Raw genomic sequence first — 25,413 nt, forward strand, 5'->3', positions numbered from 1 at the left:
CTATGTTTGCAAGACCGTATCCCGGTGCTAAGCGGTGTCAACGTCACGAATCCTTTACGCTGCCAGCTTCCGGAACCCCGACACATGCCCACAATCACCGAACCCAAACTGATCGCGGGGAACGCGAATCGTCCGCTTGCCGAAGCCATCGCGCGGCGGATGTCGATGCACCGGGGCATGTCGGTGAACCTTGTGGACGCGCGGGTGGAACGGTTCAACGACGGCGAGATCTTCGTCGAGGTCTTCGAGAACGTGCGCGGCGAGGACATGTTCATCATCCAGCCGACGTCGAACCCGGCCAACGACAACCTGATGGAACTGCTGATCATGACCGACGCGCTGCGCCGGTCCTCGGCGGCGCGGATCACCGCAGTGATCCCGTATTTCGGCTATGCCCGGCAGGATCGCCGCACCAAGGCGCGCACCCCGATCAGCGCAAAGCTGGTCGCCAACATGGTGGTCGAGGCCGGGATCGAGCGGGTGCTGACGCTGGACCTGCACGCGGCGCAGATCCAGGGGTTCTTCGACATCCCCGTCGACAACCTCTACGCCTCGCCGGTCTTCGCGCTGGATATCCGGCATTCCTTTGCCGGGCGGATGGACGATCTGATGATCGTCTCGCCCGATGTCGGCGGCGTGGCGCGGGCGCGGGAACTGGCCAAGCGGATTAACGCGCCCCTGTCCATCGTCGACAAGCGCCGCGAAAAGGCGGGCGAAATCGCCGAGATGACTGTGATCGGCAGCGTCGAGGGCAAGACCTGCATCATCGTGGACGACATCTGCGACACCGCCGGAACACTGTGCAAGGCCGCCGAAGTGCTGCTGGAGAACGGCGCCAGCGAGGTTCACGCCTATATCTCGCACGGTGTGCTGTCGGGCCCTGCTGTCGAGCGGATCACCAAATCCGTGATGAAAAGCCTCGTGATCACCGATTCCATTGCACCCAGCGAACATGTGCGCGCCGCCGAGAACATCCGCATCGTTCCGACGGCGCCGATGTTCGCGCAGGCGATCATCAACATCTGGAACGGCACCAGCGTGTCCTCGCTGTTCGAGGCCGAAACCCTCGGGCCGATCTACGAAGGGCTGTATAGTCGGATGTGACGGGGGCAGCCGCGGGTCAGCCCGCGGCGCTGCGCCGATCCTGGAACCGGGTCTTGTCGGTGATCCCGAAGGCACCGCGCTGAAGTCGTGACAGGCGGCCTTCGCGCAGAAGCTGGCCAAAGGCGCGCAGTGCGTCCTCGCGGCTGAGTGCGCCGTTCAGATACTTGTTCACCCGGCGCACGATCTCGCCGCGCGACACGGCGTCCTGGCCAAGCTCGGTAATGCCGAAGGCGGCCGACGCCTCGATCAATTCGTCCAGTTCATTGGCGCCCGTGCGGCCGACGTAGCTTGCGAACTCGGTGACGTTCACGTCGTCGTCCTCGGTGACTGCCTCTGGCGTCTCGTCCTCGATCTGGGCGACGCGGCGCGGCGTGACCGGTGCACGTTCGGGCGCGGCGGCGCTGTGGTCCACGCGCTGTTCGCTGACAAGCATCAAGGGCGGCATGTTGCGACGCTGGCCTGCGTCGGTTGCTGCGGTCCCGGTCGGAGCGGTCTTGCGCTGCAGGCCGTCCGGCACACTTTCGTCCAGCAAAAGCTCTTCGTCGGGATTGCGCACCTGATCGGGGCGGACGGCGCGGGCAAGGTCATTGCGGAACTGGCCGATATGTTCCTCGTCGCGGCGGCGCGTCTCGGCGCTGCTGCGGCCACCTTCGGCCCGCACAGCGGCAACGGCGGCCTTGAGATGCGCGATGGCGCTGCGGCGGCGGTTGCCATCGGTCTTGTCCAACTCGGTGTTGGTCTGCTCGAGGATGCGCTCGACCGCAGGCTCGCCCTGGGGAATCGACCGGCGCGGGCGGTCGTCCTGCACGGCGGCGGACGGCTCTGCCTCGGCTTCGGCAAGGTCCGCCAGAAGCGAGGCTTCGTCCTCGGGGGCAAGCCCTGTCACGCCGACCGCAGCCTCGCGCGTGACGGCGGCAGACGGTGCTGCGGGCGTCTCGAAGTCCGCGATGTCGTTGTCGCCGTCTTCGTAGTCGTCTTCGTCGTCATCCTCGGCGGGCTCGAAGGCGGCGTCGAAGTCAGCACGCGACATCTTCATCACGCGGGCCCGCGCCGCCGACGGCACAGCCTGCGCGGCAGACAGCCGAAGCGGTTCGGGTCGGCTTTCGGTGTCGTCCGGTGCGGCGACCTCATCGAGGCCGTCGATGTCCGCCCAGGCCCTGTCGTCTTCGTCGTCCTCGCCAAGGTCACCCGCCGCACTGGCGACAGGCGCCTCGGCGTCTTCATGTCCGGCAAGGCTGTCGAGGTCGATGTCATCCAGCGGATCGTCGGCCCGCTCCTCAGCCTCTGCGGCCTGCGCGGGCACGCTGGCGACGGGCACGGCAAGCGGCGCATCCTCGGCATGCTCGTCCTCGGAATAGTCCGAAGCGGCAACGGCGGCACGGATACGGTCCAGCTTGGCCGTGACCCCGGTCTCATCCTCTGGCAACTCGGCCGCGTCGTCCTCCGCAAGGGGCGCCGGGTCTGCAATGTCGGCAATATCCTCGGGCGCTGCGGCCTCGGCTTCCGGCGCGGCATCGTCCGTCGCCGCCGTGACGGCGGCGAGCGCCGCTTCGTCCTCTGCCGAACGGTCGTCAACGGGGGCCTCGCCCGTTTCAGGCACGTCAGCCACAGGCGCGGTCGCTTCGGCAACGGCGGCGTCCGCTTCGGGCGCAGGTTCGGCGGTGTCCTGTTCCGGCGTGGTGGTAACGGGAACCTGTTCCGCTGCCTGAGGGGCAGGGGAATCCGCAGCGGGCTGCATCGCGGGGGCCAGCCCCTGCAAGCCTGCAAGCGCGACGGCGCCGTCACGGTCCGAGGCGCGCAACACGACGCCGGTGGAGGAGACGCTGCTGTCCACGCGGCGCTTGATCTCGCGCTCGGCGATGCGGTGAAGCATCTCGGGGTCGGGGGTCGGCGGCTCTGCACCGAAATAGCGGTCGTCCGCGGCCAGATCGCGGAAATACTCCGCGATCGACTTCATCGTATCGAACGGATCGTCGAACCCTTCCAGGGTGCAGGAAAACGTTCCATAGGACACGGTAAGAATTTTACTGGTACCGGACATGCACTGAGCCTTCCGTCGTCAGACGAGAAATTATTTACCACGCTATGTCACTGGATGCAGAACAGAACAAAGGATTGCGCGGTATTTTTTCTGGGTCACATTGTGTCCCGTTTCTGGTCCCGCCCCAATATTGCCATGAATGCCATCATTGTCCAATCCGGAGAACCAGTCACCCTGATCGGCGGGGCGCCCGTTGATCCTTTGACGCTGGCCGAATGCCTGCGCATTGCGCCCCAGGTTGTGGCCGCCGACGGGGCTGCGTCCACCGCGCTTGTGCACGGGATCATGCCACGCGCCGTGATCGGCGACATGGATTCGCTGCCCGCCGCCGATCGCGCCCGCATCGGCGAAGATCGCATCCACCGGATTGCCGACCAGGAGACGACGGATTTCGACAAGGCGCTGCGGTCCATCGCGGCGCCTTTGGTGCTGGCGGTCGGGTTCACCGGCGCGCGGCTCGACCATGAGCTTGCGGCCTACACCGTCCTTGTGTCGGTCGCGGGGCCGCCCTGCATCGTGGTCGGGCACGAGGATATCTGTTTCCACGCGCCGCAGCGCCTGACGCTTGAGCTAGAGTCGGGAACGCGGGTGTCGCTGTTTCCGATGCGGCCCGTCACGGGCACCTCTACCGGGCTGGAATGGCCGATCGACGGACTGGACCTTGCGCCGTGGGCGAGGGTCGGGACGTCGAACCTTGCCACCCGGGCGCAGGTGACGGTCGACCCGCACGGCCCCGGCCTTCTGGTCATCCTTCCCCGGTCATGCCTTTCGGCTGCGGTGCGGGCGCTGGGGGTGTCGGCACCCGGCTGAGGCTGCGTTCGCGCGCGACGATGTAAAGGCCGGACGCCACCGTGATGGCGATGCCCGCCGCAGCCAGCCCGTTGGGCAGATCGCCGAACAGCGCAAAGCCGATGGCGGTGGCGAAGGGGATTTCAAGATACTGCATCGGCGCGAGCGTCGCGGCGGGCGCGAACCGCAGCGACCATGTCATCATCAGGTGCCCCACGGTTCCGATGATCCCAAGCCCCAGGAGCAGCGCAAAGGTGCGCCCGTCAGGCATGTCGGCGTCAAGGTCACGCAGCCCGCTGCCGTCGAACAAAAGCAGCAGGGGAACCAGCACCACGGTGGCCATCGCGCCGCTGACCGCCTGCAACTGGATCGCGCCGGTGTCCTTGGCCATGATCCTCGTGACCAGCATGAACAGCGAGAACGCGACTGCCACAACAAGCGGCAGCAGCGCGGGCGCGCCAACCTCGGCAAACGAGGGCTGCACGACAAGCAGGGTACCGACGAACCCGACCGCGCAGGCGGCAAGACGGCGCGGGCCGACCTCTTCGCCCAGAACAAGATTGCCGAGGATCAGCATCAGGAACGGCATGACGAAGGCGATGGCGATGGCGTCCGCCAGCGGCAGATAGCGAAGCGACAGCACCATGCAGGCGATGCCGATGATGTGCAGCACGGTTCGCAGCGCCGTGAGCCAAAGTGCGCGGCGCGGCATGGCAAAGCCGCCGCCCTGCGCCCAGAGAATCGGCGTCAGCAGCACCGGCTGAACGATGAAGCGCGCGGTGATTATCAGGATCAGCGCATGCTCGGCGATCACGATCTTCGACAGGCTGTCGCCCAGCGGCGCCAGGATGCAGAAGCCGGTCATCAGAAGGATGCCGAGAAGAGGGCGGTCTGCGGTCATTGCGGAACGCTATACGCCGCCCGCCAGGAAGGAAAGCCGCAGCTTGGACAAGCGGTTACGCGGTCAGCCCCTCGGGTTCGGGAAGGCCGTTGGCGCGGCAGCACGCGGTGACGGTGTTGGCCAGAAGGCAGGCGATGGTCATGGGGCCAACGCCGCCCGGAACCGGCGTGATGGCGCCCGCGACTTCGGATGCGGCGGCAAAATCCACGTCGCCGACCAGCCGGGTCTTGCCGCCCTCTGCCTCGATCCGGTTGATGCCCACGTCGATCACCGTCGCGCCCGGCTTGATCCAGTCGCCCGGCACGAAGCCGGGGCGGCCTACTGCGGCGACGACGATGTCGGCGCGGCGCACCACGTCCGCCAGGTCCTTCGTGCGCGAATGCGCGATGGTCACGGTGCAGCTGTCGCCAAGCAGCAATTGCGCCATCGGCTTGCCAACGATGTTGGACCGCCCGATTACCACGGCATTCAGCCCCGACAGCGATCCGTGGTGGTCGCGCAGCATCATCAGGCAGCCCAGCGGCGTGCAGGGCACCATGCTGCGCTGGCCGGTGCCCAAGAGCCCGACGTTGAGAATGTGAAAGCCGTCGACGTCCTTGGCCGGGTCGATCGCGTTGATGACAAGGTCCGAGTTCAGGTGAGGCGGCAGCGGCAACTGCACGAGAATGCCGTGAACCTCGGGATCGGCGTTCAGGCGGTCGATCAGGCCCATAAGCTCGTCTTCCTGCGTGTCCTCGGCCAGCCGATGTTCGAAAGAGGCCATGCCGACCTCGACCGTCATCTTGCCCTTGTTGCGCACATAGACCTCGCTGGCCGCATCGGCGCCGACCAGAACGACCGCAAGGCCGGGGGTGATCCCCATCTCCTTGAGCCGCGTCACATGGCCCGCGACCTTGCCGCGCACCTTTGCCGCGAAGGCCTTGCCGTCGATCAGGGTTGCCGTCATCGGTCTTGTCCTTTCTTGCCCATCACGCGCTCTTCGCGCGCGATCACTGTCTCGATCATCCTGCGCCACATCGCCTCGGCGAGACCGGGATCAAAGCCCATCTCGTCCGCCTTGCCGCGCACCCGCGACAGCACCTCGGCCACCCGCGACGGGGCGGCAGCCGATATGCCCTCGCGTTGCTTGAGCGTCGGGGCAAGGTCGGTCAGGCGCAGCCGTTCCGCCAAAAGCGCCATCAGCCGGTCGTCAACGGCGTCGATCGCAGTGCGCAAGTCGGCCATGGTCTCGATGTTGTCCGGGTCGGTTTGGGGCATTGCTGGGTTGTCCTCAGAACAGTCCTTCGATCTGGCCTTCATCGTTCAGCCGGATCGTCTCGGCGGCCGGGGTGCGCGGCAGGCCGGGCATCGTCATGATCTCGCCGCAGATGGCGACAACGAACCCCGCGCCCGCCGACAGCCGCACCTCGCGCACCGGGATGTCAAAGCCGGTTGGCGCACCGCGCCGCGCGGGATCGGTGGTGAAGGAATACTGCGTCTTTGCCATGCAGACCGGCAGGTGGCCATAGCCCGCGTCCTCCCACTCTGTCAGCTGCGCGCGAATGCGGGCGTCCATCACCGCGCTGTCGGCGCGGTAGATCCGGGTGGCGATGGTTTCGATCTTATCGGCCAGCGGCATCTCGTCGGGATAGATCGGCGCGAAATTGGCGGTGCCTGCGTCGGCGATCTCGGCCACGCGGGTGGCCAGCGCCTCGACCCCGGCGCCGCCTTCGGCCCAGTGACGCGCGACGATGGCCTCGGCCCCTTGCGCCGCGACGTGGTCCTGCACGGCAGCGATCTCGGTCTCGGTGTCGCCCGAGAAATGGTTGATCGCCACCACCACGGGCACGCCGAAGGATTTGAGGTTCTCGATGTGACGCGCAAGGTTGGCACATCCCGCCTGTACCGCTTCGACGTTCTCGGCGCCCAGATCGGCCTTGGAGACGCCGCCGTTCATCTTCATCGCCCGCACCGTGGCGACCAGGACGACGCAGGACGGCGACAGCCCGGCCTTGCGGCACTTGATGTTGAGGAACTTCTCGGCCCCCAGATCGGCCCCGAATCCCGCTTCGGTCACGACATAGTCGGCCAGTTTCAACGCGGTGCGCGTCGCGATGACCGAGTTGCAGCCATGCGCGATGTTGGCGAAGGGACCGCCATGCACGAAGGCGGGATTGTTTTCCAGCGTCTGCACGAGGTTCGGTTGCATCGCGTCCTTCAGAAGAACGGTCATCGCGCCGCTTGCGCCGATATCGCGGGCAAAGACCGGCGTCTTGTCGCGGCGATAGGCGACGATCATGTCGCCGAGCCGCTGTTCCAGATCGGCAAGATCGCTCGCAAGGCACAGGATCGCCATGACTTCGGACGCGACGGTGATGTCGAACCCGGTCTGGCGCGGATAGCCGTTCGACACGCCGCCCAGCGACGTGACGACATCGCGCAGCGCGCGGTCGTTCATGTCGAGCACGCGGCGCCAGACCACGCGGCGCTGGTCGATGTCCTGCGCGTTGCCCCAGTAGATGTGATTGTCGATCAGCGCGGACAGCAGGTTGTGCGCGCTGGTGATGGCATGAAAATCGCCGGTGAAGTGAAGGTTCATATCCTCCATCGGGACGATCTGCGCATAGCCGCCGCCCGCCGCGCCGCCCTTCATCCCGAAGTTCGGGCCAAGCGACGCTTCGCGAATGCACACGCAGGCGCGTTTGCCGATCCGGTTCAGCCCGTCGCCAAGGCCCACGGTCGTCGTGGTCTTGCCCTCGCCCGCGGGCGTCGGGTTGATGGCGGTGACGAGGATCAGCTTGCCGTCGGGGCGATCCGCGAGGCCCGCGATGAACGCCTGCCCGACCTTGGCCTTGTCGTGACCATAGGGCAGCAGGTGTTCCGAGGGGATGCCAAGCGCCTCGCCGATCTCCTGGATCGGGCGCTTTTGCGCCTCGCGCGCGATCTCGATGTCGGTCTTGTGCGCCATGCGCTGTCTCTCCCCTGCCAGCGTGCCCGGTCTTACCCGTTGTGTAGGCACCCGGGGAGCCGACATTCGAGCGGAAACCGACCTTTCCGCAGTCGTATTCGGCAGATCGGGGCCGCCATGCTGCGGATCGGAAACATTTCCGGCGCGGATTTTCCGGGAACATCGCGGCGCAGGACCTGTTTGCAGGGCTGAAGGGGCAGGCCATGCAGCTGGCGCCTGCCTCCTTGGGTGCGGGACCCAGCCACACATCTCAGGAAGATCCCATGCGATTGTCACAGATTTCCATTATTGCCCTCAGCCTTGCCATGACTCCGGCGGCGGTGATCGCGGAAAGCCACACCAGCGCGGATCAGGCCGGATCGAGTCAGGAAAGCTCTGGCCAGATGAGTTCCGGCGAGGCGAGAACAGACGAGGCAAACACTGACCAGTCCGGCGACCAGACTGCCGGTGCCGCGCAGGATGATACCGCGCTTTGTGCCAACGCCTTTACGGTCGTCGATGGCAACGAGGACGGCCAGATCGACAGTGACGAGGCTGAACAGATGGCCAGCGACCGTTTCGATTCGATCGACGCAAACGCTGACGGCACACTGACCCGCGACGAATACGTCGCCTGCATGAACCGCGGCGCGGGCCGTACGGGCACGCCGATGGAACGCTCGCCCGCCGATCTTGCCGCGCTGGACGAGAACGATGACGGCGAAGTGACTTTCAACGAGTGGGTCGATACGGCGTCGGGCGCCTATGAAAGCGTCACCGGCGACAACCCTACGTCCGAGGATGAAGACACCGCGCGGCAACTGACCTACACGCGCGAGGACGGCGAAGTCTCGCCGCGCAGCGGCGATCCGACCGGGGTGGAATACTGGTCGCGCGTGGCGGACATGTTCGAAATGACCGATGCCGATCAGTCGGGCGGCATCTCGGAAGAGGAATGGAGCGCCCGCGAGATCGAGATGGGCAACATGGCCGACGCGTTCGAGCAGGACTTTTCGAACATGGACAGCAGCGGCGACGGGTCGGTCAGCCGGGAAGAGTTCAATTCCGACGCAATGGCCAGCTATGAAGACGCCATGCAGAATGTTCCCGGACAGGAGAACACTTCGGATGCCGAAGGGCTTCCCGGCGTTCCGGTGATCTTCTACCGCTACTATGTCGTGATGTAATCACGATCTTCGGCCCGCCGCGACAGGCGGGCCGTCCGCTCAGCGCCCTGGGCTCGGAGCCCAAGGCCGCTGGTCGGGAATGTGCAGCTTCACCGCATCGCCCACCGTCAGCGATCCTTCACGCTCGACCCAGGCGGTGACACCGCGCCTGTCCTTTGCCGCAGCCTTGAACTTGCCGCCGAACCCTTCCGCGTCCTTGTCGATCTCTTTCGCGGGCAGATGGCAGGGGCGGTTTTCCATGTCGACGGTCAGCGTCGCCCCGCTGGAGAATTGCAGCCGCGAGGAGGGCGGCAGATGTGTGAAGTCGGGCAGCCCCCGGATCACCATCGACGCGCCGACCCATTCGGGGCGGATCGCCTCCAGTCCCATCTTGGCGGCGACCTCATCCAGTTCTTCCGCCGACAGGATCGAGAATTGCCGCACGTTGCGGATCTCGGTGTTGCGCGGATACTGCGACAGCACCCTTGAACAGGACGGCCGGGTCAGCCCGGCATGTTCCTCGCCGCGCACCCCGTCGAACATCGCCATCAACCCCTCGACCGGGTCCGATCGCAGGCTGGCGCCGCGATTGGTGACACGGCCAAGATAGGTGATCTTTCCGACGTGATCGGTGGGGATAAGGGCGGGCATGACTGTCTCCTTGGCGCGTGGCGGCATATGGCCCCGCCGTTGCAGCGGGATCAAGGCCGCCGCAGCACCATGAACAGGCGCCGGAACGGAAAGATCACGGTGCCGTCCGTCTGTGCTGGATAAGGTGGCGCCAGCGCCGCGTCATAGGCCGCGATGAAGTCAGCAGCCTCTGCGTCGCTCAGACGCTCCAGCACCGGGCGCATGATCGTCGACTGGGTGAACTGCCGGACGGGATGTCCCGTTGGTACCGGGGCGAGCGTCTGCAGATATTCAGTCTCCCACACCGACACGGCGCCCAGCGGCGCCAGCAGGCGGTGATAGACCTGCGGTTCAGCCACGGGCGCTTGCCAGCCGGACCAGTCGAACCGGTCCGGGAACAGCCGGGCAGACACCTCTCGGATCAGCCGGTGTGACGGTGCATCGAACTGGCGCGGCATCTGCACCGCCAGCACTCCGCCGGGGGCGAGACATCCGGCAAGCCGGGGAAACAGCGCCGCATGGTCCGGCAGCCAGTGCAGCAGCGCGTTCGAGAAGATCAGCGCGGGCGTTCTGACGGGATGCCATCCCCCGGCATCCGCCTCGATCAGCGCATCGTAGGCGCCGGTGCGCTGTGCGCCGTCCAGCATCGCGGGCGAGGCATCGAGGCCGATCAGGTGCCTCCCCGGCAGCCGGGCGCGCAGGGCAGGTCCGGCGGCGCCGTTCCCGCAGCCAAGATCGACAGCGTCACCGTCCGGCAGCGCGCCGACCTGCGCCAGAAGGTCAAGCGCGGGGCGCAGGCGCAAACCGGCAAAGCGGGAATAAAGGCTGGGGTTCCAGTCGGTCATGGCGGTCTCCTGCGCGGGCCAGTTTCGCGCCAACGCCGCGCCGTGCCAAACGAAAACGCCCCGGCGGGGCCGGGGCGCTTCTTCGTGTCAGACCGGGGCGATCAGGTCGCCGGATCCGGCTCCATCCCGCCTTCGTCCTTGGGACGCGGGCGCGTCTTGGGGATCGCGGTCAGGCTTGGCTTGTCGGACGGTTTCGGCAAGCCGCTGTCATCGTCATCGCCCCGGTTCAGCGGCTCGCCCGCGATCACGCGCGTGATCTCGTTGCCGGTGAGCGTCTCGTATTCCAGCAAGCCCTGCGCCAGACGGTGCAGGTCGTCGTTCTTCTCGGTCAGGATGCGCTTGGCGGTCTCGTAGCCCTCGTCGATGATCTCTTTCACCTTCGAGTCGATCCGCTTCTGCATCTCTTCGGAGTGGCCAGTGCCGCCGCCGTAGGCGCCAAGATAGCTTTGCTGTTCGTTGGCATAGTCGACATAGCCCAGCTCTTCGGCAAAGCCGAACTGCGTGACCATGGCGCGGGCGATCTTTGACACCTGCTGGATGTCCGACGCCGCGCCCGAGGTGACGTTTTCCTTGCCGAAGATCAGCTCTTCCGCAACCCGCCCGCCCATCGCCATGGCGATCTTGGACTTGTATTTGGTCAGCGTCACCGACAGCTGGTCGCGCTCTGGCAAGGACAGCACCAGACCCAGCGCACGGCCGCGCGGGATGATCGTCGCCTTGTGGATCGGATCATGCTGCGGGACGTTCAGGCCGACAACTGCGTGACCGGCCTCGTGGTAGGCGGTCAGCTTCTTCTCGTCCTCGGACATCACCATCGACCGACGCTCGGCGCCCATCATGACCTTGTCCTTTGCGGACTCGAAGTCGTCCATCGTGACGAACCGGCGGCCGATCCGGGCGGCCATCAACGCCGCCTCGTTCACAAGGTTCGCCAAATCAGCGCCCGAGAACCCGGGGCAGCCGCGCGCGATGATGCGCAGGTCCACGTCGGGGCCAAGCGGCACCTTGCGGGCATGCACGCCAAGGATCTTTTCGCGGCCCTTCACGTCGGGGTTGGGCACTTGCACCTGGCGGTCGAAACGACCGGGACGCAGAAGCGCGGGGTCAAGCACGTCGGGGCGGTTGGTGGCCGCGACGATGATGATGCCCTCGTTCGCCTCGAAGCCGTCCATCTCGACCAGAAGCTGGTTCAGCGTCTGCTCGCGCTCGTCGTTGCCGCCGCCATAGCCGACACCGCGCGACCGTCCCACGGCGTCGATCTCGTCGATGAACACGATGCAGGGCGCGTTCTTTTTCGCCTGTTCGAACATGTCGCGCACACGGGATGCACCCACGCCGACGAACATCTCGACAAAGTCGGAACCCGAGATGGTGAAGAACGGCACACCGGCCTCGCCCGCGATGGCGCGCGCCAGCAGGGTCTTACCGGTGCCGGGCGGGCCGACCAGCAGCGCGCCTTTCGGGATCTTGCCGCCGAGACGCGAGAATTTCTGCGGATTGCGCAGGAATTCGACGATTTCCTCAAGCTCTTCCTTGGCCTCGTCGATGCCCGCGACATCGTCAAAGGTCACGCGGCCATGTTTCTCGGTGAGCAGCTTGGCCTTGGACTTGCCAAAGCCCATCGCGCCGCCGCGTCCGCCACCCTGCATCCGGTTCATGAAGTAGATCCAGATGCCGATCAGCAGCAGGAAGGGCAGGAAGGTCATCAGGACCGTGGTGAAGCCCGACTGTTCCTGCGGCTCGGCCCGAACGGACACGCCGTTGTTGATCAACTCGCTCGTGACGTCGGTGTCAGAGGGCACGACTGTCACGTAGTCGTTACCGTCCGCGCCGCGGAACATCACCCGCTCGCCGTCGATCGTGGCCGATGACACGTTTCCGTTTTCAACCCGCTGGATGAAGTCGGAATAGCTGACCGACCGCGACGACATCGTCGACTGTCCGCCCGAGAACAGGTTGAAAAGCGCCAGGATCAGTAGAAACAGCACGACCCAGAAGGCGATATTTCTCGCGTTGCCCAAGGAAAATTCTCCCGTAATTCGCCGATCCCGCGCGAATGGCCGGGATGCCACCCTAACATAAGGATAAGATGGCCGGGTTCAACGAGAAGCGTCGACCGCCGGAAAGATGTCGCGGCCTTTCGCCAAGCTGGCGCGCCAATCGCCCGAAAATCCCGCCACTGGCGCCGCGACAAGCGTCTCGCCGCGCCACACGGCGGGCGATGCGATGGCGGAGATCGCGGGCAAGGTGCGGGGCTGGTCCTTTGGCATCAGGGAAAGCCCCGCCTCACCCAGGGGCGCGATCCGCACGTCGCTGTCGGGCCCTGCCAGATGCCAGCGCCCGTCCCATAGGCCGGGCGGGGCGACGATGCACTCGGCGACGGCGGACAACTCGCGCGTGATGCGCACCGCGCCGCCGTTGCGGTAGACCCTGCATCCGTGCAGCGTTCCGTCCATCGACTGCGCCAGCGCACGCAAAGGGCCGAAGCGCGGGCGATAGACGGCGCCCGATACCCATTGCAGGGCCGCGGCCAGCAGGCGGTGCCGGGTTTCGTCCGGCGCTTGCGCAAATAGCTCGGGGTCGAGCACAAGATCGCCCCTGTCCACCTGCACCGCCTGCGCGGCAAGGCTGTGCATCGCGCCCTCCAGCACCTCGCGCGCCGCGCTCATGTGGCGTGCGGTCTCGATCAGCCGATCATGGGTAAGGCCAAGGACGCCCAGCCCCGCCAGCAGGCGACGGGCACGCACCCGGTCAAAGCGGGGATCGTCGTTCGACGGGTCCTCTGACCACGCTGCGCCCTTGCCGCGCAGGTAGTCCCGCAGATCCTCGCGCCGTTCCGCCAGCAGCGGGCGCAACCAAAGCGCACCTTGCGGTCCGTGGCGCGTGGATGCCGAGATACCCGAAAGCCCGTCCACACCCGACCCGCGGGCAAGCCGCAACATCACCGTCTCGGCGTGATCGTCAGCGGTGTGGCCGGTCAGCACATGCCACGTTCCCCGCTCTGCGGCGAGGCGGTCGATCAGGGCGATCCGTGCACGCCGTGCTGCGTCCTGCAGGTTGCCGCTGCCGGTCCAGCCGGTCCAGCGCAGGGTCTCGTGCGGCACGCCAAGCGCCGCGCAGGTCTCTGCCACCTGCCGCGCTTCGGCGGCGGACGCCTCGCGCAGGCCATGATCCACGGTCACGGCGCGCAGGTTGTTCGTCCAGGCAGCGACGATGTGCAGAAGCGCCATGCTGTCGCCGCCGCCTGACACGGCGACACACACCGGCGGGCGGGCGGGAAGAAGCGTGGCAAGGCGGGCGTGAACCCGGGCCTCGATCACTGGCTTTGGCACCCCAGCGCCTGAAGCGCCGCTGACGCCTCGGTCACGGCGGCGCTGTTGGGATAGCGCAGCGACACCTCGCCCAGCGTCACGCAAGCCTCGTTCGTCTGGCCAAGCGCGCCCAGCGAGCGGCCAAGGCCAAGCAAGGCATCGGCGGCGCGCGGGCCGTTCGGATAGCCCGAAAAGCTTTCGAGATAGGCGCGGGCGGCGGCAGAGGTCTGGCCCGACTGTGCCAGCGCCGAGCCGCGGAAGAAATACGCCTCGCCGGTCAGCGGGCCGCCCGTGTAAGTGTCGGTGAACGCGCCGAACTGCTGGGCCGCCGCGTCAAAGTCGCCTGCGTCATAGGCGGCCTTTGCGGCGTCGAAATCCGCCCGCTCGCCCACGGCAAGCTGCGCTCCGCCGTCGATCTGTCCCTGCTGAAGCGGCGCGATGGGCGAGGCGATGACCGGCGACGTCTCTCCGCCGAGCGACGGCGTGTCCCCCAGCGAGCCGATGTCGCAGTCCGTCTCCAGCTCGCACAGGCGGAATTCAAGATCGCCGATCCGGTTGGTGCCGTCGGTGACCACCTGGTCGACCCGGAACTGAAGCTGTTCGGTCTTGGATGTCAGATCCCGCAGCGCCTGTTCGATCAGGTTCACACGGTCCAGCACGCTGCCCCCCGCCACGCCGCCGCTGGGCGCGCCGGTGGTGTTCAGCTCCTGCTTCAGCTTCTGGATCTCGACATAGAGAACCGACATTTCCTGCCGGATATCGGCCAGCGTCTGAGCCCGGTCTTGCTGGGCAAGCGCGGCGCTGGCAAGGAAAGGGACCGCAAGGGCAGCGGCCAGCACAAGGCGCAAGGTTCGGTGCATGACGGTCCCCTTCGGCACGATCAGACGCCGCCAGCGTTCAGCACAGTGACGGACCGGCGGTTCTGCGCATAGCACGCCTCTTCAGAGCAGATTTCAAGCGGGCGTTCCTTGCCGAACCCGACGACGCGGGTGATCCGCGAGGGCAGCAAACCCTGCGAGACAAGGTAGGTGCTGACCGCATTCGCCCGCTGTTCGGACAGGGCGACGTTGTATTCGCGCGTGCCGCGCTCGTCCGCGTGGCCTTCGATGGCGATCGTATAGGCCGGGTTGTTGTTCAGCCATGCCGCCTGCTGCGTCAGGATGGATTGCGCCTCGTTGGTCAGAGTCGACTGGTCGACAAGGAACAGGACGCGGTCGCCGACGGTTTGGCTGAAATAGGCCGGGCTGGCCGGATCACCGGCGCCGCCGAGGCCCGCGCCCGGACCAAGCGGCGTGTTGCCACCGGCACCGGCATCGCCGAAGCGGTCGGCGTTGGAACAGGCCGCTAGGCCCAGGATGGCGACAAGCGCCAAGGATTTCAGAATATGGGGCATGAGAGGGATCCTGCGCTCGATTATTGGTTTGATTGAGGGCGACGATACCAAATCGTCGCCCGTTTGGAAACGATTGCCTCAATCAAGAAGCGGCGACCACGACGGATCGGACGCGCCGGTTTCGGTGGGCACGCGCCGCAGGTTCCGGCCCGAGATGTCCACCGAATAGAGCGACGGCGCACCGTCCGCGCCCTGGGTCTCACGGGTGAACATGATGACCCTGCCGTTCGGCGACCAGGTCGGGCTTTCATCGAGGAACGAGGCGGTCAGAAGCCGCTCCTGCGAGCCGTCCAGCCGCATCACGCCGATGTGGAAGCGGCCTTCGTTCTGCTTGGTGAAGGCGATCAGATCGCCGCGCGGCGACCAGACGGGGGTGCCATAGCGCCCCGCGCCAAAGCTGATGCGCCGTGCCTCACCGCCGCTGGCGGGCATGATGTAAAGCTGCTGGGTGCCCGAGCGGTCGCTTTCAAACACGATCTGGTTGCCATCGGGCGAGAAGCTGGGCGCGGTCTCGATCGAGGGCGTTTCTGTCAGCCGCCGTGTCGATCCCGATGCGAGGTCCAGCGCGTAGATGTCCGTGTTGCCGTTCGAGGATTGCGAGAACACCACCGTCTGCCCATTGGGCGAGAAGCGGGGGCTGAAGCTCATTCCCGTGCCGCCGGTCGCGATGGTCTGCCGCGTGACGCTGTTCACGTCGATGACATAGACCTGCGGCGTGCCGGTCTCGTAGCTGGTGTAGAGTACGCGGTCGCCAGAGGGCGAGAACCGGGGCGCCAGCACGATGGACGCGGCGTCGGTCAGGTATTCGACGTTCGCGCCGTCATAATCCATGATCGCCAGCCGCTTGGACCGCGCGTTTTTCGGCCCTGTCTCGGACACGAACACCACGCGGGTGTCGAAATACGCGCCTTCGCCGGTGATGCGGGAATAGACCACGTCGGCCACCTTGTGGCCCATCCGCCGCCAGCTTTCCTGTGTGCCGACGAATTGCAGGCCCTCGCCCAGCGGCGCCTCGGAGAACACGTCGAACAGGCGGAACTTGACCACGAGCCGCCCATCGGATGCCGTCGACACCGACCCGGTCACAAGCCCCTGCGCGTTGATCGCCTTCCAGTCTGAATACTGCACCGGCGAGGCGAAGCTGGTCACGGGCGAGATGAACGCCGAGGCGGGGATTTCGCGGAACAGGCCCGTTCCGGTAAGGTCCTCTGCGACCAGACGGGCGATCTGGCTGGCATAGGCCGCCGCGCCGCCGTCTTCGGCGATGAAGTCGGGAACCGCGATCGGCAGCGGCTCGATCACGCCCTCGGTGATCTCGATGCGCAGCGGGCCAGGGCCGTTGTCCTGGGCCAGGGCTGGCAAAGCGGGCAGGGCGGCGGCCAGAAGGCCAAGGGCGACCAGAAAGCGCGCGATCAGTCGTGTCATGGCGAAGTCCTTGTTCATTCAGCGTCGGGCATGCCCGACATAACACTAGCTCATCTCGTCCGCATGTCGGACGGATTGAATGTGATTTCGATGTCTTTCCACTGCTCGTACTTGTCCTGTGGCAGGTCATAGCCGGCCCCCTGGCAGCGCAGGACCGCGCGGCGTGCGGATTCGAAGGCCACGCGCGCGGCCTGCTCGTCTCCGCCCGTCGCGGACAACTGGCGCAGGGAATCGCTTGCCACGGTGCCGTCGGGGTTCATCCTGAAACCGACCGTCACCACGACCTGCGCGGCGGGAGAGCCGGGGTCGATCACCCAGCAGGTCTGCACTGCGAGGCGCAAGCCTTCCCGCTCGCCGCGCGTAAGCGGCGGGCCGGAGGGCGCTGGCGCGGGCTGCGGTGCCGGGTCGGGGTTCGCGGCGGCCAGTGCGTCGGCGATGGCGGAGCCGACATCCTCTTGCGGGTCTTCCTCGGGTTCGTCGGCCGGTTCGGGCACGGATTCGGGCGCCGGGTCGTCAGGCGTCTCGGGCAGCGCTTCGGCCACGCGCTGCGGCGGGCGGGGACGGGGACGCGGAGACGATCCGGGCGCACCGGCGGCGGGGCGGTCTGCCTCGGTCACGATCTCGGTCGTCGCCTCTTCCGGGCTTGCAGCGGGTTCGTCCTCGGCCCGCTCGTCGGTCACGGCATCCTCGGAGACGGTCGGCTGCGGCGCCTCGGCGATTTCCGGCACCGGGGGCGTCTCGGGCGAGGGCGTGGGCGCGACGCGCGGCGCCTCGCGCGGGGTCGGATCGGCGCTTGTCGTGTCGGGCACATCGGCGCCCGGATCGGGCACGGGCGGCTCGGGGCGTTCCGGCTCGTCCGGCACCACTTCGGCAGGGGGCGCCACAGGCTCCGGCTCGGCCGGGGCGGGGTCAGGCTCGGCGGGCGTTGTCGTCTCGGGCGGATCGGGTGTCGGTGCGGGCGTGGGGGGCGGCGACACCTCTGGCGCAGGTTCGGGTTCAGGCGGCGCGGGCGCGTCGGTCTCGGTCGCGGCCTCGGGGGCGCTTGGCTGCGTAAGGGCCGCGAACTCGGCTTCGGTGATCATCGACACATCGACGGATTCCGGCGGCTCGGGCGGGTCGCCCGGCGCGAACCACTCCCCGAAGAGGAGGATCAGGATCAGGGCCAGATGGCCGATCCCTGAAATCTTCTGGCCGGTCGTCACGTCAAATCCGCCGTCAGTTGCCCGTGTCAAGGCGCGGCCCGCCCGTGTCCGTCACAAGGCCGATGTTGCGAAAGCCGCCCGCGTTCAGCGCGCCCATGACCTGCGCCACCTGCTCGTAAGGCACCTGGCCGTCGGCGCGCAGAAAGATCTTGTCAGTCGAACGCTCGCCCGCGATGGCCTGCAGCCGCGCCACCAGCTCGCCGCGCGGCACCTCGGTCGTCTGGATCATCACCGTGCCTTCTGCGGTCAGCGTCACCGACAGGGGTTCCTCGGTCTCGACCGGCAGCGCCTCGGCCGCCGTTTCAGGCAGTTGCACCGGCACGCCGACAGTCAGCAGCGGCGCGGCGACCATGAAGATGATGAGGAGTACCAGCATCACGTCGACGAAGGGCGTCACGTTGATCTCGGACATCGGCTGCGCGCGGCGACGCCTGCGTCCGCGCCCGCCCTTGGCCCCCGACTTGATGACACCTGCGCCCATGGCTCAGGCGTCCAGCTGGCGCGACAGGATGGTCGAGAACTCGTCGGCGAATGCTTCATAGCCGCCGGTGATGCGTTCGGCGTCGGCGGTCAGCTTGTTGTAGAACACGACGGCGGGGATCGCTGCCAGAAGGCCGATGGCGGTCGCCAGCAACGCCTCGGCGATGCCGGGGGCGACCACGACAAGCGACGTGTTCTGTTGCACGGCGATCTCGGTAAACGCGTGCATGATGCCCCAGACGGTGCCGAACAGCCCGACGAAGGGCGCAGTCGATCCGACGGTGGCAAGGAAGGACAGGCCAGAGGTCAGCCCCTCGCTTTCCTTGGCGATGGCCACGTCCATGGACCGGTCGATGCGGGGTGCGGCGCCCGGGATCAGGTCGCCGTCCTGTCGGTGGCTGCGGCGCCATTCCAGCATCCCGGCGGCGAACACCCGCTCGGCGCGGCCTTCGGGCGTGGGGCCGATCTTGTCATACAACTCGTCCAGCGGCTCGCCCGACCAGAATGCGGTGTCGAACTCGGCTGCCTCGCGGCGCGCCTTTCGGAACGCCAACAGCTTCTGGACGATGATCGACCATGACCAGAAGGATGCGATCAGAAGCGACAGCATCACCAGTTTGACCGTGAAGGTCGCGCGCCAGAACAGCGCGAGGAAGGAGAAATCCATCTCCTGCGCCATCGCAAGGGTTTCAGTTTCCATATTTCCTGCTCGTCAAGTGCCCCGGGGCCGTCTTGACGCGGCCCTGTGACAGGGAACCTACAGGAGCGGAAGGCAGAAATCCAACACTAGCGCGTGATCGGCGGAGACAACCCGCGCCTAGTGGACAGTTCGGCGGATATTCGCTGGCAGCCGCGTCGGATGCCCGGTGTCGGTCAGCGCCACAAGCGTTACCTGCGCCTGGAAAAGCAGGGTCTCGCCGCGCAGCACGTCCTGCGCCAGCACGATCCGCACGCCGGTGGTCGAGGTCACGCGCGTGCGCACCGTCAGGTCCTCGTCGAAAAGGGCGGGGCTCAGGTAATCCGCTTCGATCCGGCGCACCGCAAAGACGATGCCCTGATCGCGCTTGAGCGCCTTCTGGTCGATCCCGATGCTGCGCACCCATTCCGTGCGCGCCCGTTCGATGAACTTCAGGTAGTTGGCGTAATACACAATGCCCGCAAGATCGGTGTCCTCGTAGTAGACGTGGCAGCTGAATTCATGGGTCATTGCAAGGCTCCGATCCGGGCGTGTAGGCGCAGGGCATGGCTGGCGTCTTGGGCGGCGGCGGGCATCACCGGGTCATAGGCGGCCCGGATCAGCGCCGCGATGTCCGGCCGCAGGACGGTGTGCCCGGCGTCTGTCTGCGCAAGCGGCGAGCGTTCGGTGAACGCGGTGTCGGACCACAGCAGGATGGTTTGCACGATCTGGTTCAGGGCGATCGTGTCCGCCGGAACCTGCGCCATCTGGTCGTCCATCCGCACGAACACGAAGGCCGCCATGATCGCGCCCTTGGCGTCGAAACGGAACACCCGGTACTGGTTCGCGTCCGCCTTCTTCAGCCTGTCCACCAGCGGGCCAAGCCCGTCGATCAGGCGGTCGAGATTTGGCGTCTCGGTCAACTCGTCCCAGTCGCGCAGGAAGAACACCATCAGGTTGGCGCCAAGCTCGGGGTCGGTTTCGGCGATGGAGTGCCCGGCCAGCTGCGCGACCGCCTCGACGGCCCCCTTGACGACAGCGAGGGTCTGATCCTCGACGCCGAACACCACGGTCGCCAGCGGGCGACCCCAGCGGGCGAACAGGTAGGACCCGTCTGACCGGGTGAACAGGGCGGCGGTGTCTTCGGGCGTCATGCGGCGGGGGCTATCCAAAACCGCGGTCCAAGGCAAACCGTCTCAGACCGCGAGGCGGATAAATTCCACAGGTTCATCGGGATAAAGCGCCGCAGCCGACAGACGCCCGCTGAAATAAGCGCCGGTGTCGACGGACACGCGGCCGCGCCGGGCGATGGGGGCCGAGACGACGTTGTGCCCGTGCACGATCCAGATGCCGTCGCGCCGGTCGGCGGAATAGAATTCCTTATGCCCCCACAGAAGCGTCCTCTCGGACTGGATGTGCACCGGTAGCGACGGATCGGCAGCGGCGTGGACACACAGCACGTTTCCGCTTTGCCAGGTCAGCGGCAGATCGCGCAGCCAGCCCTCCAATCCGACGGGCATCGCGCCGCGCAGCTTGTCCGCAGCCCTGACCAGATCCTTGCCGGTGGACAGGGTGCAGACCTCGCCGACGCGGAAACTCGCCAGCGTCTGCAATCCGCCGTGGCGCAGCCAGCGCGGACCGGCCTCTTCCGGTCTGTCGAGGAAGTCGAGAAGCATCTTTTCGTGGTTGCCCAGAAGGCAGACGATTTCGCCATCGCTGCGATCCGACAGGGCGCGCAGCACGCCAAGCGTCACGGCGATCTTGTCGCCGCGATCAATGTAGTCGCCCAGAAACACGATCCTTGCATCGGGATAGCCGCGCTTGGACCGGTCGGCGTCGATCATGTTGACCATCGGGGCGATCATGTCCGACCGGCCATGCAGATCGCCGATGGCATAGATCGGCTCATTGCATTGCACCGGCGCGTCGAACACCGGATTTGCGTCGAGCGCGTTGGCCAATGTCCCCTCGCGCAGGAATCGCCGCATCGAATGCATCATCGCAAGCCGTCCCCCAAGAACACCGTGTCGATTCACCCCGCCTGAAGACTAGCACCGTTTGTTGTGGTCCGCATAGTCATTGCCCCTTTATTTTGTGCCGGGCACAAAATTTGGCGGGGATAACGTCGGCACTGCACGTCAGATAGGCGCAGGGGCCTATTTCACGATGTGCTCGTCACGCACAAAGAGGTTCGACCACGCGCGGTCGATCAGGTCGGGCGTCATCCGCAAGGACATCCCCTCAAAATCGCAGATCGCGATCATCTGGTCGATCAGGAACACCGGCTGATAGTTCGCATAGACGTTGTTGATCGTCGGATACTTGTTCTTGATCAGATGGATAAGCGATGCCTCGTCCAGCGGCATCCCCTTCTTCTTGGCGATCAGCGCAAAGATCTTCAGGAAATCCTGCTTGTTCGGCCCGTCGATCTTGATCTTGAAGAAGATCCGGCGCAGCGCCGCCTGGTCGAAGATCTCGTTCGGGTGAAAGTTGGTCGAGAAGATCACCATCGTGTCGAAGGGCACTTCGAACTTCTCGCCCGATTGCAGGGCGAGGATGTCCTTGCTTTCCTCCAGCGGCACGATCCAGCGGTTGATGAGCGCCTGTGGCGGATCGGCCTGCCGTCCAAGGTCGTCGACGATGAACACGCCGCCGGTGGATTTCATCTGCAAGGGCGCCTGATAGGTCCGGCTCGTCGGGTTGTAGACGAGGTTCAGCATGTCCAGCGACAACTCGCCCCCGGTGATGACCGTTGGCCGCGCGCACAGAACATAGCGCCGGTCGCGCATCGAATCCGCGGATCGCAGCGAATTGGGGTTGGCTTCGGCCTCGGGGACGGGCGTGTGCACGATGGGGTCGTAGACGGTGATGACCTGCCCGGAATACTCGATGGCGCGCGGCACATAGATGTTGTCGCCCATCGCGTCGCGGATTCCGTTCGAGATCGACGACTTGCCGTTGCCGGGCGGGCCATACATCAGGATCGACCGGCCAGCGCCGACCGCAGGGCCCAGCTGGTCCAGAAGCGTGGGCGGCAGGATCAGGTGTCCCATGGCGCGGGTCAGCTGGTCGCGGGTGATGCGCATGTTGCGCACCGATTGCCGCCGGGTCTGCGCCTCGTAGGCGGCCATCGGCACCGGCAGCGCGCCGAAATATTCCGACTGCGACAGCGCGTCGAGCGCGCGGGCGCGCCCCGCGTCCGTCAACTGGAACCCCATCTCGTTGCCCGATGTGGCGTGCAGCGTTCCCATCGCTTCCAGCAGACCCTGACCACGGGCGATGTCGATCAGTTCCTGCGTCAGCATCGGAGACAGGCACAGCGCGCGCGACAGCGCCGTCGCCGTGTCGAGGTTGCGCCGGAACATCGTCTTGAGAAGGATGTTGCGCATCATCACCACCGTCAGTCCGGTGTCCTCCAGCGTGCGCGGCGGAGGAGGGGCGATCACGTTGCCTGTCTGGATGTTCATCGGCGCGGGTCCTTGGTCATCTGCTCTGTCCGGGGCCTCTTGCGGGTCTTGCGGACCGGCAATGCCACGGATTTGTGGCAAAAAGCGGGACGATCAGCCGGGGATCGTGCCCATCAGAAGATAGAAGACCAGCGCCGAGCCAAGCGCGAACCCCATCGGGAATTTGGATACCCGCCAGCTTTCCCAATCAGCGGTGCGGGCGCGGAACCCCGGCATCGCGCGGAACATCCGGTGCGTCGCCAGCGCAGCGATCATCACCACCGACAACAGCAGCAGGAATGCACCTGCATCGGGCAGGGCGATGAACGGTGCCATCGCGGCGGCGAATTTGGCATCTCCTGCGCCCATGACGCGGGCCATGTTCATCAGGAACCCGATCACCAGCACCACGGCGATATGGACCAGCCGCCACAGGTAGTCCTCGAACGGCAGGGCGATCAGCCCGACCACAAGAAACACCGCGACCATCGCCAGAACCGACATGTTGCGGATCTTCATGTATTTCAGGTCGCTCCACGCCGCCCAGATGCAGATCGGAGTAACGAACGGCAGGAACCAGAGCGCCTGATACGGCGTGATGTCGAGGCCCATGCGCCGTCAGCCTTCGAGAGCGCGGAGCGACCGCACGGCGGACTCGAAGTGCTGCGGATGCGTCTCGATCGCGTCCCGCAAGAGCGACTTGCCCATCTCGACATCGCCGCGCTTGACCGCCGACAGGCCCAGCGTGTGCAAAAGCTGTGCGCGCTCGGTCTGGGTCATCGGGAAGGCGGGAAGGTCGTATTTGCCCTGCGCCGCGCGGGCCAGCGCGAGGTTGTTCTTCGAGGTGAACACGTCCTCGTCATAGCGGATCGCGTCGCCGAACAGGCCCTCGGCCTCTTGGTAGTCGCCGCGTGTCAGCTTGGAATAGCCCCAGTTGTTAAGAACGCCTGCAGGCTTGGTCGTCAGGCCGGCCGCCGTCTCGTAGAAGGCGTCGGCCTTGTCCCATTCGCGGTTGCTGTCGGCGACCATCGCTTCAAGCCGGTAGCGGTTGTAGGTCTCGTAGGTGGGGGCGATCTTGTCGAGCTCGATCTCGGCGGTTTCCCAATCCCCAGTGCGGATCAGGGCGTCGGCGTAATCGACCTTGTCGTCGTTGGTCGCGTCGGGATGCGCCGTCACCGCTTTCCAGGCCCGCACCGCTTCGTCCGTGCGGCGGGCACGGATCAACGATTTGGCCAGCCCGCGCTGAACGTCGATCCGTTCGGGGTTCTCGCGCAGCGTGCGCTGGAAATAGGCGACCGCCTCTTCGGGGTCGGCCACGGTCAGCATGATGTCGCCAAGGTTGCTTTCGTCGACGACGTTGACACTCTTCACTGCACGCCCAACGTCCGCGCGGTCATCCCCCCGAAACCTGTCGCAGGCTCCGAGAAACGCCATTGCGCCGACGCAAAGCAATCCTACCCAGGGTTGCCGCATTGGATGTCTGCCCTTGCTGCTCGTCCCGCCCCGCTATTGACCCGTCAAGAGCCTGTAATCGCCCTTTCCGCGACGAACCAACGCGAAGTCGGATTTGTTTTGTTCACTATACTCAGGGTTATCCAGTTTTGCGAGCGCCAAGGAGAGGTTTTCGCGAATCCCTGCATTTCCGCCACTGTCGAGTGCGAACGCCTGACGGAACGTCGCCATCGCCTCGCCTGTCTTGCCCTGCTCCATCAGAACAACGCCCAGGTTGTTCCACGCGGGCACGAAGGTTTCGTCCTTCTCGACGGCCTGCCGCAGCAGGTTTTCGGCCTGGTCCAGCCGCCCGAGTTTCAGGTTCGCCGATCCCATCGCCGACAGAGTGTCTGGCGTTAGCCCTTGCTCCGCCGCGCCCCGGATATAAGCGTCGAGTGCCAGCTCGTATTCCTGGGCCTCCATCAGGCGATGCCCCACGATCAGCCCGTCCACCGTCTCGCCGTCGGGGTCGATGCCGACAGGCGCATAGGGGCCTTGACCGGCATCGAGCGCCGGACCATCGGGCGTGCCGCAGGCGACAAGCATCACCAGCGGCACGATCATCAGTATTTTCCCATGCCCCCGCATCATGTCTAGAAGTTCACGATTCCGCCGCCGCTGCCAAGGGTTTGTGTCACGTCATAGACGGACGGACCCACGAGAATGATCATCAGCGGCGGCACGGTGAAGGCCATCGTCATCAGCGTCATCTTGGTGGGCAACTGGTTCGCCGCCTCTTCCGCGCGCATCAGGCGCTTGTCCCGCATCTCGGCGGCGTAGACCCGCAGCGCCTCGGAAATGGGCGTGCCGAACGATGCTGACTGCACAAGCACCGTCACGAAGCTGGCGACGTCCGGAACGTCGACCCGCTCGCCCATGTCCTTGAGGACGCTCGAGCGGTCCTTGCCCGCCTTGATCTCGTAGCTGACCATCTGGAATTCTTCGGACAGCGCCGGATAGCTCGACGCGATCTCGCGCGCGACGCGCAGGATCGCCTGGTCCAGCGACTGGCCCGCCTCGACGCACACCAGCATCAGGTCAAGAGCGTCTGGAAAGCCGTCGATGATCTCTTTCTTCCGCTTCTCGCCGCGGCTGCTGACATAGCGTTTCGGGCCCATGTAGCCGATCAGGCCGGGCACCAGGATCGTGGCCATCGCAAGCGGCGTGATGCCCGCCGCCATGCCGCCGGAGACGAGGGTATAGATCAGGCCCAGGATCAGGCCGCCGATGCCCATGGTCAGGGTCAGGAAAAAGTAAATGCGGACCGACGCCTTGGACCGGAACCCGGCGCGGATCAGCTTCATCCGGGCGCTGGAATAGGCTTCTTCGTTCTGCGGTTCCAGAAATCCGGCGTATTTCTCCAGCTTGTCCTGCTTGCTGGCCGTGCGCAGCCGTGCGCCGCCGGTGGTCTTGGCCTTCTCTTCCTCGGCCCTGGCCCTCTTCAGCTTGTCGAGAGGGTCTTCCTTGCCACCCAGCAGCAAGGACATCGCAATGCCGATCAGGACGACGCCAAGCCCGCCAACAATCATCAGCGGGCCGTAGGGGCCGAGAATGTTCTGAACAAGATCCATTGCGACGACCCCTTAA

At 65.9% G+C, this 25,413-nt stretch carries 26 protein-coding genes; 3 read left to right on the forward strand and 23 right to left on the reverse strand.

From position 1 onward, the window contains the following. Positions 1 to 84: 84 nt before the first annotated feature. The gene (locus KTJ87_RS02590) at positions 85 to 1,104 is read left to right on the forward strand and encodes a ribose-phosphate pyrophosphokinase (protein WP_267137498.1); all 1,020 of its coding nucleotides are present in this window, start codon (positions 85 to 87) and stop codon (positions 1,102 to 1,104) included. Between the two features lie 16 nt (positions 1,105 to 1,120). Here the strand turns inward: KTJ87_RS02590 and KTJ87_RS02595 are convergent, their stop codons facing one another. Then, positions 1,121 to 3,145: a hypothetical protein gene (locus KTJ87_RS02595; protein WP_267137499.1), complete on the reverse strand. Its 2,025-nt coding sequence runs from the start codon at positions 3,143 to 3,145 to the stop codon at positions 1,121 to 1,123. Positions 3,146 to 3,280: 135 nt separating this feature from the next. Between KTJ87_RS02595 and KTJ87_RS02600 the strand changes: the two genes are divergently transcribed. Continuing rightward, positions 3,281 to 3,955 (forward strand): thiamine diphosphokinase, encoded by a 675-nt coding sequence (locus tag KTJ87_RS02600; RefSeq protein WP_267137500.1) that lies wholly within the window; start codon positions 3,281 to 3,283, stop codon positions 3,953 to 3,955. On the opposite strand, the gene KTJ87_RS02605 is transcribed toward KTJ87_RS02600, so the two are convergent. The 4 genes from KTJ87_RS02605 to KTJ87_RS02620 are packed head-to-tail and all read right to left on the reverse strand — an operon-like array spanning position 3,891 to position 7,782. After that, complete coding sequence (locus tag KTJ87_RS02605) at positions 3,891 to 4,835, reverse strand: DMT family transporter (protein WP_267137501.1); 945 nt, start codon at positions 4,833 to 4,835, stop codon at positions 3,891 to 3,893. The two genes, KTJ87_RS02600 and KTJ87_RS02605, sit on opposite strands and share 65 nt — an antisense overlap. A gap of 55 nt (positions 4,836 to 4,890) precedes the next feature. Beyond that, positions 4,891 to 5,781 (reverse strand): bifunctional methylenetetrahydrofolate dehydrogenase/methenyltetrahydrofolate cyclohydrolase FolD, encoded by an 891-nt coding sequence (folD, locus tag KTJ87_RS02610; RefSeq protein ID WP_267137502.1) that lies wholly within the window; start codon positions 5,779 to 5,781, stop codon positions 4,891 to 4,893. After that, the gene (locus tag KTJ87_RS02615) at positions 5,778 to 6,092 is read right to left on the reverse strand and encodes a chorismate mutase (protein ID WP_267137503.1); all 315 of its coding nucleotides are present in this window, start codon (positions 6,090 to 6,092) and stop codon (positions 5,778 to 5,780) included. Before KTJ87_RS02615 ends, folD begins: the two co-directional genes overlap by 4 nt. 13 nt (positions 6,093 to 6,105) lie before the next feature. Beyond that, on the reverse strand, positions 6,106 to 7,782 hold the full coding sequence (locus KTJ87_RS02620; protein ID WP_267137504.1) for a formate--tetrahydrofolate ligase: 1,677 nt from the start codon (positions 7,780 to 7,782) through the stop codon (positions 6,106 to 6,108). A gap of 263 nt (positions 7,783 to 8,045) precedes the next feature. Between KTJ87_RS02620 and KTJ87_RS02625 the strand changes: the two genes are divergently transcribed. Next, the gene (locus KTJ87_RS02625; protein WP_267137505.1) at positions 8,046 to 8,948 is read left to right on the forward strand and encodes an EF-hand domain-containing protein; all 903 of its coding nucleotides are present in this window, start codon (positions 8,046 to 8,048) and stop codon (positions 8,946 to 8,948) included. Between the two features lie 39 nt (positions 8,949 to 8,987). Here KTJ87_RS02625 and KTJ87_RS02630 read toward each other — a convergent pair whose 3' ends face one another. From KTJ87_RS02630 to KTJ87_RS02715, 18 genes are all read right to left on the reverse strand, one after another. Beyond that, positions 8,988 to 9,578 carry an MOSC domain-containing protein gene (locus KTJ87_RS02630; RefSeq protein WP_267137506.1) on the reverse strand — a complete coding sequence of 197 codons (591 nt, stop codon included), beginning with the start codon at positions 9,576 to 9,578 and terminating at the stop codon, positions 8,988 to 8,990. A gap of 50 nt (positions 9,579 to 9,628) precedes the next feature. Further along, positions 9,629 to 10,402, reverse strand: coding sequence for a methyltransferase domain-containing protein (locus KTJ87_RS02635; RefSeq protein ID WP_267137507.1), 774 nt, complete (start codon positions 10,400 to 10,402; stop codon positions 9,629 to 9,631). Positions 10,403 to 10,503: 101 nt separating this feature from the next. Continuing rightward, complete coding sequence (gene ftsH / locus KTJ87_RS02640) at positions 10,504 to 12,423, reverse strand: ATP-dependent zinc metalloprotease FtsH (RefSeq protein WP_267137508.1); 1,920 nt, start codon at positions 12,421 to 12,423, stop codon at positions 10,504 to 10,506. A 78-nt stretch (positions 12,424 to 12,501) separates the two neighbouring features. Further along, complete coding sequence (gene tilS, locus KTJ87_RS02645; protein WP_267137509.1) at positions 12,502 to 13,734, reverse strand: tRNA lysidine(34) synthetase TilS; 1,233 nt, start codon at positions 13,732 to 13,734, stop codon at positions 12,502 to 12,504. Next, positions 13,719 to 14,573 carry a tol-pal system protein YbgF gene (gene ybgF / locus KTJ87_RS02650; protein ID WP_267137510.1) on the reverse strand — a complete coding sequence of 285 codons (855 nt, stop codon included), beginning with the start codon at positions 14,571 to 14,573 and terminating at the stop codon, positions 13,719 to 13,721. Before ybgF ends, tilS begins: the two co-directional genes overlap by 16 nt. Before the next feature lie 20 nt (positions 14,574 to 14,593). After that, a complete protein-coding gene (locus tag KTJ87_RS02655) occupies positions 14,594 to 15,106 on the reverse strand; it encodes an OmpA family protein (protein ID WP_267137511.1) in 513 nt (170 codons plus the stop codon). Positions 15,107 to 15,184: 78 nt separating this feature from the next. Further along, complete coding sequence (gene tolB, locus KTJ87_RS02660; protein WP_267137512.1) at positions 15,185 to 16,531, reverse strand: Tol-Pal system beta propeller repeat protein TolB; 1,347 nt, start codon at positions 16,529 to 16,531, stop codon at positions 15,185 to 15,187. A 50-nt stretch (positions 16,532 to 16,581) separates the two neighbouring features. After that, positions 16,582 to 17,763, reverse strand: a complete 1,182-nt coding sequence (locus tag KTJ87_RS02665) for a cell envelope integrity protein TolA (protein WP_267137513.1) — start codon at positions 17,761 to 17,763, stop codon at positions 16,582 to 16,584. Further along, complete coding sequence (tolR, locus tag KTJ87_RS02670; RefSeq protein ID WP_267137514.1) at positions 17,747 to 18,214, reverse strand: protein TolR; 468 nt, start codon at positions 18,212 to 18,214, stop codon at positions 17,747 to 17,749. The genes KTJ87_RS02665 and tolR overlap by 17 nt, the downstream gene beginning before the upstream one ends. A gap of 3 nt (positions 18,215 to 18,217) precedes the next feature. Continuing rightward, positions 18,218 to 18,913, reverse strand: coding sequence for a protein TolQ (tolQ, locus tag KTJ87_RS02675; protein ID WP_267137515.1), 696 nt, complete (start codon positions 18,911 to 18,913; stop codon positions 18,218 to 18,220). A gap of 117 nt (positions 18,914 to 19,030) precedes the next feature. Continuing rightward, positions 19,031 to 19,420: a tol-pal system-associated acyl-CoA thioesterase gene (gene ybgC / locus KTJ87_RS02680; RefSeq protein ID WP_267137516.1), complete on the reverse strand. Its 390-nt coding sequence runs from the start codon at positions 19,418 to 19,420 to the stop codon at positions 19,031 to 19,033. Continuing rightward, positions 19,417 to 20,043 carry a DUF2927 domain-containing protein gene (locus KTJ87_RS02685; protein WP_267137517.1) on the reverse strand — a complete coding sequence of 209 codons (627 nt, stop codon included), beginning with the start codon at positions 20,041 to 20,043 and terminating at the stop codon, positions 19,417 to 19,419. Before KTJ87_RS02685 ends, ybgC begins: the two co-directional genes overlap by 4 nt. 42 nt (positions 20,044 to 20,085) lie before the next feature. Beyond that, complete coding sequence (locus KTJ87_RS02690) at positions 20,086 to 20,889, reverse strand: metallophosphoesterase (protein ID WP_267137518.1); 804 nt, start codon at positions 20,887 to 20,889, stop codon at positions 20,086 to 20,088. A gap of 156 nt (positions 20,890 to 21,045) precedes the next feature. Further along, entirely contained in the window at positions 21,046 to 22,356 is a 1,311-nt protein-coding gene (locus tag KTJ87_RS02695; RefSeq protein ID WP_267137519.1) for an ATPase, read from the reverse strand. Positions 22,357 to 22,449: 93 nt separating this feature from the next. Then, positions 22,450 to 22,947: an A24 family peptidase gene (locus KTJ87_RS02700; protein WP_267137520.1), complete on the reverse strand. Its 498-nt coding sequence runs from the start codon at positions 22,945 to 22,947 to the stop codon at positions 22,450 to 22,452. A 6-nt stretch (positions 22,948 to 22,953) separates the two neighbouring features. Continuing rightward, the gene (locus KTJ87_RS02705) at positions 22,954 to 23,808 is read right to left on the reverse strand and encodes a tetratricopeptide repeat protein (RefSeq protein WP_407650453.1); all 855 of its coding nucleotides are present in this window, start codon (positions 23,806 to 23,808) and stop codon (positions 22,954 to 22,956) included. Between the two features lie 33 nt (positions 23,809 to 23,841). Then, positions 23,842 to 24,390 (reverse strand): tetratricopeptide repeat protein, encoded by a 549-nt coding sequence (locus KTJ87_RS02710; RefSeq protein ID WP_407650454.1) that lies wholly within the window; start codon positions 24,388 to 24,390, stop codon positions 23,842 to 23,844. A gap of 29 nt (positions 24,391 to 24,419) precedes the next feature. Continuing rightward, positions 24,420 to 25,397, reverse strand: coding sequence for a type II secretion system F family protein (locus KTJ87_RS02715; RefSeq protein WP_267137523.1), 978 nt, complete (start codon positions 25,395 to 25,397; stop codon positions 24,420 to 24,422). Positions 25,398 to 25,413 lie beyond the last annotated feature (16 nt).

Origin of the sequence: Anianabacter salinae, from assembly GCF_019061145.1 — a bacterium.
Lineage (GTDB): Bacteria > Pseudomonadota > Alphaproteobacteria > Rhodobacterales > Rhodobacteraceae > Anianibacter > Anianibacter salinarum.

Coding starts and splice junctions, on each gene's coding strand:
- KTJ87_RS02590 (WP_267137498.1), top strand. CDS start 85: ATGCCCACAATCACCGAACCCAAACTGATCGCGGGGAACGCGAATCGT.
- KTJ87_RS02595 (WP_267137499.1), bottom strand. CDS start 3,145: ATGTCCGGTACCAGTAAAATTCTTACCGTGTCCTATGGAACGTTTTCC.
- KTJ87_RS02600 (WP_267137500.1), top strand. CDS start 3,281: ATGAATGCCATCATTGTCCAATCCGGAGAACCAGTCACCCTGATCGGC.
- KTJ87_RS02605 (WP_267137501.1), bottom strand. CDS start 4,835: ATGACCGCAGACCGCCCTCTTCTCGGCATCCTTCTGATGACCGGCTTC.
- folD (WP_267137502.1), bottom strand. CDS start 5,781: ATGACGGCAACCCTGATCGACGGCAAGGCCTTCGCGGCAAAGGTGCGC.
- KTJ87_RS02615 (WP_267137503.1), bottom strand. CDS start 6,092: ATGCCCCAAACCGACCCGGACAACATCGAGACCATGGCCGACTTGCGC.
- KTJ87_RS02620 (WP_267137504.1), bottom strand. CDS start 7,782: ATGGCGCACAAGACCGACATCGAGATCGCGCGCGAGGCGCAAAAGCGC.
- KTJ87_RS02625 (WP_267137505.1), top strand. CDS start 8,046: ATGCGATTGTCACAGATTTCCATTATTGCCCTCAGCCTTGCCATGACT.
- KTJ87_RS02630 (WP_267137506.1), bottom strand. CDS start 9,578: ATGCCCGCCCTTATCCCCACCGATCACGTCGGAAAGATCACCTATCTT.
- KTJ87_RS02635 (WP_267137507.1), bottom strand. CDS start 10,402: ATGACCGACTGGAACCCCAGCCTTTATTCCCGCTTTGCCGGTTTGCGC.
- ybgF (WP_267137510.1), bottom strand. CDS start 14,573: ATGCACCGAACCTTGCGCCTTGTGCTGGCCGCTGCCCTTGCGGTCCCT.
- KTJ87_RS02655 (WP_267137511.1), bottom strand. CDS start 15,106: ATGCCCCATATTCTGAAATCCTTGGCGCTTGTCGCCATCCTGGGCCTA.
- tolB (WP_267137512.1), bottom strand. CDS start 16,531: ATGACACGACTGATCGCGCGCTTTCTGGTCGCCCTTGGCCTTCTGGCC.
- tolR (WP_267137514.1), bottom strand. CDS start 18,214: ATGGGCGCAGGTGTCATCAAGTCGGGGGCCAAGGGCGGGCGCGGACGC.
- tolQ (WP_267137515.1), bottom strand. CDS start 18,913: ATGGAAACTGAAACCCTTGCGATGGCGCAGGAGATGGATTTCTCCTTC.
- ybgC (WP_267137516.1), bottom strand. CDS start 19,420: ATGACCCATGAATTCAGCTGCCACGTCTACTACGAGGACACCGATCTT.
- KTJ87_RS02685 (WP_267137517.1), bottom strand. CDS start 20,043: ATGACGCCCGAAGACACCGCCGCCCTGTTCACCCGGTCAGACGGGTCC.
- KTJ87_RS02690 (WP_267137518.1), bottom strand. CDS start 20,889: ATGATGCATTCGATGCGGCGATTCCTGCGCGAGGGGACATTGGCCAAC.
- KTJ87_RS02695 (WP_267137519.1), bottom strand. CDS start 22,356: ATGAACATCCAGACAGGCAACGTGATCGCCCCTCCTCCGCCGCGCACG.
- KTJ87_RS02700 (WP_267137520.1), bottom strand. CDS start 22,947: ATGGGCCTCGACATCACGCCGTATCAGGCGCTCTGGTTCCTGCCGTTC.
- KTJ87_RS02705 (WP_407650453.1), bottom strand. CDS start 23,808: ATGCGGCAACCCTGGGTAGGATTGCTTTGCGTCGGCGCAATGGCGTTT.
- KTJ87_RS02710 (WP_407650454.1), bottom strand. CDS start 24,390: ATGATCGTGCCGCTGGTGATGCTTGTCGCCTGCGGCACGCCCGATGGT.
- KTJ87_RS02715 (WP_267137523.1), bottom strand. CDS start 25,397: ATGGATCTTGTTCAGAACATTCTCGGCCCCTACGGCCCGCTGATGATT.